Origin of the sequence: Nocardioides sp., assembly GCF_036401255.1 — a bacterium.
GTDB lineage: Bacteria > Actinomycetota > Actinomycetes > Propionibacteriales > Nocardioidaceae > Nocardioides.
Window position 1 is genome coordinate 1 of sequence record NZ_DASWVI010000138.1, and the last position, 7,426, is coordinate 7,426.

Consider the following 7,426-nt stretch of genomic DNA (forward strand, 5'->3'; position numbering starts at 1 on the left):
GAACGCGCCCCAGCAGCTGGCGCTTCTCTACAAGATGGCCACCGGCGGCCCCAAGGTCCGCCGGGCCGCGCAGGCCCGGCTGACGCAGCAGGCCCGCAAGGCCGCCGCCTGAGCCGGCTGATCCACGGGCTGGCCTGTCCCATCGAGTGACGCGAAGTGGCTGCCGGGGAGCCCGGATCTCAGCCAGTTCACGTCACTCGACGGCAGACAGCAGCCCGAGGGGCCTGGCCTAGCCGCCGATCCGGTCCAACTCGGCTGGACCTGCACCTGTCCGAGCTCGCGGTCGAGGGCACCGACGGGCAGACGCTCGTCGTCTACCACGCGGAGCCCGGCACCGACACCGCCGAACGGCTCGCGCTGCTCGCGTCGCCGACCGCCGGACAGGCCGGCGACGTCGTGTCAGCTGCCTCGCCGTGACCGCACCAGCGACTCGACGGCCATCCAGACGGCGCCGATGACGGCGAGGCCGCCGAGATAGAACGCCCACCAGGCGGGATCGCCGGGAGGTCGGCGGTGGTCGAACACCGCGTCGACGAGCAGGATCCACGCTGCGCAGAACGCCATCGTGAGTGCGATCCGAGCCTTGCGTCCCATGAGGTCTCCTCCCCCGAGTAGAGAGCCGTGCCCGCAGGATACCGGTGACCGCGATGAGTGCGGCGGCTCCGCGCGGTCGGTGTGTGCATGACGACGTTCGCGATCCTCCACGGCTCCGGGGACGGCGGCTGGGCCTGGCAGCGGGTGTGCGACGCGCTCCGGACGCGCGGTCACGAGGCGGTCGCCCCCGACCTGCCCACGGACCGCGACGACGCGACCTGGGCCGAGTGCGTCGACACGGTCGCCGACGCCGTGGGCCCGGCCGGCGACGTGGTCGTGGTCGGCCACTCCGGAGGTGGCTTCCTCGTTCCCCTGGTCGCGGACCGGCTCGGCGCCCGGCTGCAGGTCCACGTCGCGGGGATGGTGCCGACGGCTGGTGAGGCGCCGAACGACTGGTTCGCCCACGTGGGCTGGTCCGGGGCCGCGGCCGACCCGATGGTGCTCTTCTACGAGGACGTCCCGGCTGACCTCGCCGCCGAGGCGATGGTGAGGGAGCGGCCGACCAGTGAGCGGCTGGCGGCAACGCCCTGCCCGGTGCCGGACCTGCCGTCGGTCCCGGTGCGGTACGTCGTCACCGCCCGCGACCGGTTCCTCCCGCCGGCGCTCCAGCGCCGGGTCGCGGCCGATCGCCTCGACATCAGCGATCCCGACGAGATCGACGCCGGCCACTGCGCCCACCTGAGCCGGCCCGAGGAGTTGGCTGAGCTCCTCGTCGCCTCAGCGCGGCGCAGCGGTGGACCCGCGCACCACCAGTGAGAGCGGCAGCAGCACGGACCGGGACGGTCGGGTGGGGTCGGCGATCGCGTCGAGCAGCATCCGGGCCGCCTCGGCGCCGATCTGCTGATGGGGCACGGCGACGGTCGTCAGCGGTGGCCGCAGCTTGTCGAGGAACGGCATGTCGTTGAATCCCACGACGCTGATGTCGCGGGGGCACTCGATCGAGCGCTCGGCGAAGACGTCGTAGCAGCCCAGCGCGATGAGGTCGTTGCCGGCGACCACGGCGGTGAACTCCGCGCCCGCGTCGAGCAGGGTGCGCAGCGCCGTCGCCCCGGAGTCCTCGGTCCAGTACCGGCAGGTCGCAAGGAGCGACGGGTCGTCGTCGAGACCCCGGTCGCGGACCGCGTTGCGGAACGCCCGCGCCCGGACCACGCCGGTCGAGGTGTTCGCCGGTCCGGCCAGGTGCGCGATCCGCGTGTGGCCGAGGTCGGCGAGGTGCTGGACGGCGAGCTCGATGCCGGTGGCGTCGTCGGGGGTGATCGAGGGGACGTCGAGGCCGTCGGGACGCCGGTTGACCATCACCATCACCACGCCCTCCTGCTGCAGCCGGGCGAGCAGGGGGTGGTCGAGCAGGGCGGTCGCGACGATGAAGCCCTCGACCTGACGGGAGCGGAGCGACTCGATCTGGGCCTGCTCGCGGTGGGGGTCGTTGTCGGTGTTCACGACCAGCCCGCTGTAGCCCGCGGGCTCCAGCACCGCCTCGATGCCGCGCACGATCGGCGGGAACAGCGGGTTCGTGAGGTCGGGGATGACCAGGCCCACGGTGCCGGACTTGGCGGTCTTCAGGCCGCGGGCGATCGGGTTGGGCCGATAGCCGAGGGACTCGGCGACCTTGATCACCCGGCGCGCCGTGTCGGCGTTCACCAGGCCCCGGGTCGCGGGGTTCAGTGCGCGCGACGCAGTCGCCGGATGCACTCCCGCTGCATCGGCCACGTCCCGGAGCGTCGGGGTCTGCACGGCGCTCATCCTAGGTTCACCCCCCGCCCCCGGGCCGCACCCAGCGCCGCCGCGCCAGACCGGCGCCGATCCCGAGCGGCACCGCGAGGGCGGCGTACGACGCGTAGATCAGCGTGAACCGCCCCGCGTCGGCGAGATCGGCCACGACCACGGCCGCGAGGGCGCTGCCCACGAACAGCGAGCCGGCGAAGAACGACACGACGGTCGCCCGGGCGGCGGGGAGCACCTCGGTCGCCCAGGTCTGCAGGGAGGAGTGCATGGACGTCCAGGCCAGTCCGAGCAGCAGGGCGACGACGACCGCGACCGGCGGGTCCTGCGAGATCGCGAGCAGCCCGCACGCCACGACCGCCGACCCGGCGCCTAGTGCGATCAGCTGCGAGGGGTGCCAGGTCGCCGACAGGCGACCGACCAGCCGGGAGCCCAGGTAGACGGCGACGCCGTACACCGCGGTCACCGTCCCGGCGACCGCGGCCGTGGCGCCGGTGCTCTCGACCGCGGGCGGCAGCAGCGTGAGACCACCGAGCAGGACGGCGCCCTCGGTGAACGCGAGGAGCAGCACCAGCAACGCCGCCCGCGACCGCGCGACCGTGGCGATCGCCTCGCGGACCGAGCCCGGCCGCGCGGACGCGGCGGGCTCGGGCAGCCGGCGCAGCGTCCAGGCGGCCAGCGTCACCGACGCGACGCCGGTGATCACGAAGGCCACGCGCCAGGACAGGACGTCGGCGAGGACGCCGGCACTGACCGACGCGAGCGCGGTGCCGGTCGCGACGCCGACCATCAGCCGGGCGATGTCGCGCTGCCGCTCGGAGATCGCGACCGTGTCGCCGACGTAGATCAAGGTGGCGGGGTACGCCGCGCCGAAGAACCCGCCCGCCAGCCCGCGGGTGAGGGCGAGCGAGAGCGGCGACCAGGCACCGGCCGAGAGCAGCGCGAACAGGCCCGCGGCCAGCAGCGTGATCCGCATCGTCCGCACCCGGCCGAGCCGGTCGGACACGATGCCCCACAACGGCTGGCTCAGCCCGTAGACGAGGAAGTACGCGCCGGCGGCCTGCACGACCTCGGCCAGCGAGGCGCCCAGGTCATGCGCGATCGCCACCAGCATCGGCGGCATCGCGAACCGGTCGAGCGTGCTGACGAAGGTCGTGACCTGCAGCCGCCGCAGGTGGGCGCTCACCGGCGGATCACGCGTGCACCAGGCCCGAGTCCGGGTCGAGGGCCGCGTCCAGCACGTCACCGCCGCCGGGGGCGGGACTGGGCAGGTAGGTACGGCGCAGGCGCACCAGCGTCTCGAGGGCGCCGCGGTCGACGGCGCCGTCGGGCACCAGCCCGTCCACCGGGTCGCGGAGCCGCGCGACGTACTGCTGCGCGAGCCCGGCGTCGAGGCCGAGCTGCCGCGCGGCCGACGCGGCCGTCTCCTCGAGCAGGCGCCCGGCGACGATCTCGCGCGCGGTGTCGAGCAGCGCGGCCGAGAGTCGTCGGGCGGCGTCGAGCTGTGCGGTGCCGGACACGGCGACGACGGAGCCGAGGTACGGCGAGAGCCGCTCGGCCACCGACGCCAGCCGCACGCAGCCGCGCTGCTCGGCGACCAGCTCGTTGCCGGCGTTGAGCATGGTGGCGGTGCACTCCCCGGCGAGCAGCGCGTCCAGCCGGCGCGGCGTCGAGCCCAGCGTGACCAGCTCGTACTCCTCGCGCGCGACGCCGAGTGAGTCGGCGAGGGCGTAGAGGGCGAGCGCGAAGCCCGAGGTGGCGACGTCGACGCCGATCCGGGCACCCCGCAGGCCGGCCGCGGTCGTGCCGGGCCGGCCGTAGAGGCCTAACCCCATCCCCCGGTCGACCGCCGCGACGATCGAGACATCGGCCAGCTCGCCCAGTGGGTTGCCGGGGTTGAACCGGTAGGCCAGCACGTTGTCCGGGCTCGTCAGCGCGATGTGCAGCTCGCCGTCGAGGAGCGCGCGGAACTGGGCGGGGGAGGAGGCGACCGGCACCTCCTCCACCTCGAGGTCTCCCGCGAGCCCGCGGTCCGCGAGACGCCCGGTCGACCGGGCCACGTCGAGCAGGACCGACGGCGTGAACGACCCGACCCTGATGTCTGCCACGAGCGCACGGTAGCGGATTGTGCAGTCGATTGCAGCAACGCGGTCACGCGCGGCGGATGGGTTGACAACGACCAGAGGGATGAAGGACGCTGCACTCGTTTGCAGTCGACGACCGGGAAAGGCAGCGATGGACGAACTGGTCGCCTCCGCGGTCGCCCACTGGGGGCCGCGGTTCACGGTGAACGGCGTGACCGTGGCCGACTTCGAGCGGGTCACCGCCGGGATCGAGCGCTGGTCGGACTGGTGCGCAGCCTGGGTGGCCGCCGGAGCCGAGCACGAGGCGCTCGGCCGCGACGCGCTGGCCGAGGGTCGGCTGCGCTCGGCCGGCGAGCACCTGGCCCAGGCCGCGGTCTACCACCACTTCGCCAAGTTCGTGTTCGTCGAGGACCCCGACCAGATGCGCGCCGCCCACGCCCGGGCGGTCGCCTGCTACGACGCCGCGCTGCCGCACCTGGACCCGCCCGGCCGCCGGGTCGAGATGCCGTTCGAGGGCGGCCGGCTGGTCGCCGTACTCCGGGTCCCCGGCGGCGCCGCCGGCGACGGCCCGCACCCGGTCGTGGTCCTGGTCCCGGGCCTGGACTCCACCAAGGAGGAGCTCCGGTCGACCGAGGAGACCTTCCTCGTCCGCGGCCTGGCGACCTTCACCGTCGACGGCCCCGGCCAGGGCGAGGCGGAGTACGACCTGCACATCCGCGGCGACTGGGGCCCGGTGGCCGAGACCCTGTGGGCGACGCTCGGCGAGCTCCCCGAGGTCGACCGCGGTCGGCTCGGCGTCTGGGGAGTCAGCCTGGGCGGCTACTACGCCCCCCGCATCGCGGCCTCCCTCGGCGACCGGGTCGCGGCGTGCGTCGCCCTGGCCGGCCCGTTCAACTTCGGTGAGTACTGGGACGGCCTGCCCCAGCTGACCCGGGACACGTTCCGGGCCCGCAGCGGCGCCGCCACCGACGAGGAGGCGCGCCAGATCGCGCTCACCCTCGGCATGGAGGACGTCGCGGGCGACCTGGTCGCGCCGCTGCTCATCGTCTTCGGCCGCCAGGACCGGCTGATCCCGTGGGAGAACGCCGTTCGTCTCCGCGACGCCGTCGCCGGACCGGTCGAGCTCGTGATGATCGAGGACGGCAACCACGGCTGCGCGAACGTCGAGCCCTGGCACCGGCCCCGCACCGCTGACTGGCTGGCCGCCCGGCTCGCCGTACCTGCACTGACAACCCCACTGACAACCCCACTGACAACACCACTGACAACCCCGAAGGCAGGCTCATGACCGACACCACCCACCAGCCTGGAACCATCACGATCGGCTGGATCGGCGCCGGCCGGATGGGCGCCGCGATGGCGAGTCGCCTGGCCCTGGCCGGGGAGGACGTCACCGTCTGGAACCGCACCCGGGCCAAGGCCGAGGCGCTGACCGAGGTCGGCTGCAAGGTCGCCGACACCATCGCCGACCTGCGCGGCCTCGACGTCGTCTTCACGATGGTCTCGGCCCCGGCGGACCTCGAGCAGGTGCTGGTCGGCGAGGGTGGCCTGCTCGCCGACCCCGACCGGGTGCCCGGCGCGGTCGTCGACTGCTCGACGGTCTCCACCGAGGCGTCCGCCGCGATGCGGGCCGCGTGCACCGAGCGCGGCGTCGACTTCTTGTCCGCACCGGTGAGCGGCAACGGCAAGGTGGTGCGCTCTGGTGGCCTGACCCTGGTGGTCTCCGGCCCCGAGGAGGCGTACGTGCGGTTCGCGCCGCTGCTCGACCACCTCGGCAAGGGCGCGACGTACGTCGGGGAGGGCGAGCTCGCCCGGCTCGCCAAGATCTGCCACAACGTGATGCTGGGCGTGGTCACCCAGAACCTCGCCGAGATCACCGTCCTCGCCGAGAAGGGCGGCATCCCGCGCGCGGCGTTCCTGGAGTTCCTCAACAAGTCGGTCATGGGGTCGGTGTTCACCCGCTACAAGACGCCGGCGTTCGTGAACCTGGACTTCACGCCGACCTTCACCCCGATCCTGCTGCGCAAGGACTTCGACCTCGGCTTCGCGGCCGCCCACGACCTCGACGTGCCGATGCCGGTCGCGGCTGCGGCGGCCGCCGCGGTGCAGGCCAGCGTCAGCAGCGGACGGGTCGAGGAGGACTTCGCGATCCTCCTGGAGCTGCAGGCGCACAACTCGGGCGTCACCTTGAAGCCCGAGAACGTGCCGGTCGACGATGGGCTGGGCGGATGACCGCGCCGATCCCCGCTCCGGGGCACATGGGGGTCGACTACGAGGAGCGGGTCGACTTCGACCGGCTGCGCCGCTACCGGATCGAGCGCGCGAAGGCGGCCCTGGAGGGCAGCGAGTGCGGGGCGTTCCTGCTGTTCGACTTCTACAACATCCGCTACACCACGCAGACCTGGATCGGCGGGGCGCTCGGCGACAAGATGATCCGCTACGCGCTGCTGGCCCGCGGCAAGGACCCGGTCCTGTGGGACTTCGGGTCCGCGGTCAAGCACCACAAGAAGTACAGCCAGTGGGTCCCGGAGGAGAACTACCGGGCCGGCTTCCTCGGCTTCCGCGGCGCCGTCGCGCCGTCCGTCGGACTCATGGCCGACGCCGTCGCGGAGATCAAGTCACTGCTCGTCGAGGCCGGGGTCGCGGACCTCCCGGTCGGCATGGACATCGTCGAGCCGCCGTTCCTCTTCGAGATGGAGCGGCAGGGCCTGCGGGTCGTCGACGCCCAGCAGCTGATGCTCGACGCGCGCTGCATCAAGAGCCAGGACGAGATCATCCTGCTCAACCAGGCGGCCGCGATGGTCGACGGTGTCTACCAGGACATCGTCGAGGCGCTCAAGCCCGGCGTCCGGGAGAACGAGATCGTCGCGCTCGCCAACCGGCGGCTCTACGAGATGGGCTCGGACCAGGTCGAGGCCGTCAACGCGATCTCGGGCGAGCGCTGCAACCCGCACCCGCACAACTTCACCGACCGGCTGATCCGCCCCGGCGACCAGGCGTTCTTCGACATCATCCACTCCTTCAAC

The 7,426-nt window shown here is 73.1% G+C and carries 9 protein-coding genes; 5 read left to right on the top strand and 4 right to left on the bottom strand.

Annotated features, from left to right (window positions below):
• Nucleotides 1-156 precede the first annotated feature (156 nt).
• A complete protein-coding gene (locus tag VGD85_RS23160; RefSeq protein WP_414690767.1) occupies nucleotides 157-417 on the top strand; it encodes a hypothetical protein in 261 nt (86 codons plus the stop codon).
• Here the strand turns inward: VGD85_RS23160 and VGD85_RS06145 are convergent.
• Nucleotides 400-594 carry a hypothetical protein gene (locus tag VGD85_RS06145; protein ID WP_331062564.1) on the bottom strand — a complete coding sequence of 65 codons (195 nt, stop codon included), beginning with the start codon at nucleotides 592-594 and terminating at the stop codon, nucleotides 400-402. The two genes, VGD85_RS23160 and VGD85_RS06145, sit on opposite strands and share 18 nt — an antisense overlap.
• Before the next feature lie 87 nt (nucleotides 595-681).
• Here VGD85_RS06145 and VGD85_RS06150 point away from each other — a divergent pair, with 87 nt between their 5' ends.
• On the top strand, nucleotides 682-1,350 hold the full coding sequence (locus VGD85_RS06150; protein WP_331062565.1) for an alpha/beta fold hydrolase: 669 nt from the start codon (nucleotides 682-684) through the stop codon (nucleotides 1,348-1,350).
• On the opposite strand, the gene VGD85_RS06155 is transcribed toward VGD85_RS06150, so the two are convergent.
• Genes VGD85_RS06155 through VGD85_RS06165 form a run of 3 tightly spaced genes read right to left on the bottom strand, consistent with a single transcriptional unit; the run spans nucleotide 1,312 to nucleotide 4,424 of the window.
• Nucleotides 1,312-2,337 carry a LacI family DNA-binding transcriptional regulator gene (locus VGD85_RS06155; protein ID WP_331062566.1) on the bottom strand — a complete coding sequence of 342 codons (1,026 nt, stop codon included), beginning with the start codon at nucleotides 2,335-2,337 and terminating at the stop codon, nucleotides 1,312-1,314. The genes VGD85_RS06150 and VGD85_RS06155 overlap by 39 nt on opposite strands.
• Before the next feature lie 7 nt (nucleotides 2,338-2,344).
• Entirely contained in the window at nucleotides 2,345-3,502 is a 1,158-nt protein-coding gene (locus VGD85_RS06160; protein ID WP_331062567.1) for an MFS transporter, read from the bottom strand.
• 7 nt (nucleotides 3,503-3,509) lie between these two features.
• Nucleotides 3,510-4,424: an ABC transporter substrate-binding protein gene (locus tag VGD85_RS06165; RefSeq protein WP_331062568.1), complete on the bottom strand. Its 915-nt coding sequence runs from the start codon at nucleotides 4,422-4,424 to the stop codon at nucleotides 3,510-3,512.
• 127 nt (nucleotides 4,425-4,551) lie between these two features.
• On the opposite strand from VGD85_RS06165, the gene VGD85_RS06170 reads away from it, so the two are divergent.
• The 3 genes from VGD85_RS06170 to VGD85_RS06180 all read left to right on the top strand — a co-directional run.
• The gene (locus tag VGD85_RS06170; RefSeq protein ID WP_331062569.1) at nucleotides 4,552-5,688 is read left to right on the top strand and encodes an alpha/beta hydrolase family protein; all 1,137 of its coding nucleotides are present in this window, start codon (nucleotides 4,552-4,554) and stop codon (nucleotides 5,686-5,688) included.
• Complete coding sequence (locus VGD85_RS06175) at nucleotides 5,685-6,632, top strand: NAD(P)-dependent oxidoreductase (protein ID WP_331062570.1); 948 nt, start codon at nucleotides 5,685-5,687, stop codon at nucleotides 6,630-6,632. The genes VGD85_RS06170 and VGD85_RS06175 overlap by 4 nt, the downstream gene beginning before the upstream one ends.
• The coding region (locus tag VGD85_RS06180; protein ID WP_331062571.1) for a M24 family metallopeptidase at nucleotides 6,629-7,426 on the top strand (798 nt) is incomplete at its 3' end. The genes VGD85_RS06175 and VGD85_RS06180, both read left to right, overlap by 4 nt.

Excerpts from the sequence above, each read along its gene's own strand:
- VGD85_RS06145 (WP_331062564.1), bottom strand. The coding sequence starts at position 594 with ATGGGACGCAAGGCTCGGATCGCACTCACGATGGCGTTCTGCGCAGCG.
- VGD85_RS06150 (WP_331062565.1), top strand. The coding sequence starts at position 682 with ATGACGACGTTCGCGATCCTCCACGGCTCCGGGGACGGCGGCTGGGCC.
- VGD85_RS06155 (WP_331062566.1), bottom strand. The coding sequence starts at position 2,337 with ATGAGCGCCGTGCAGACCCCGACGCTCCGGGACGTGGCCGATGCAGCG.
- VGD85_RS06170 (WP_331062569.1), top strand. The coding sequence starts at position 4,552 with ATGGACGAACTGGTCGCCTCCGCGGTCGCCCACTGGGGGCCGCGGTTC.
- VGD85_RS06175 (WP_331062570.1), top strand. The coding sequence starts at position 5,685 with ATGACCGACACCACCCACCAGCCTGGAACCATCACGATCGGCTGGATC.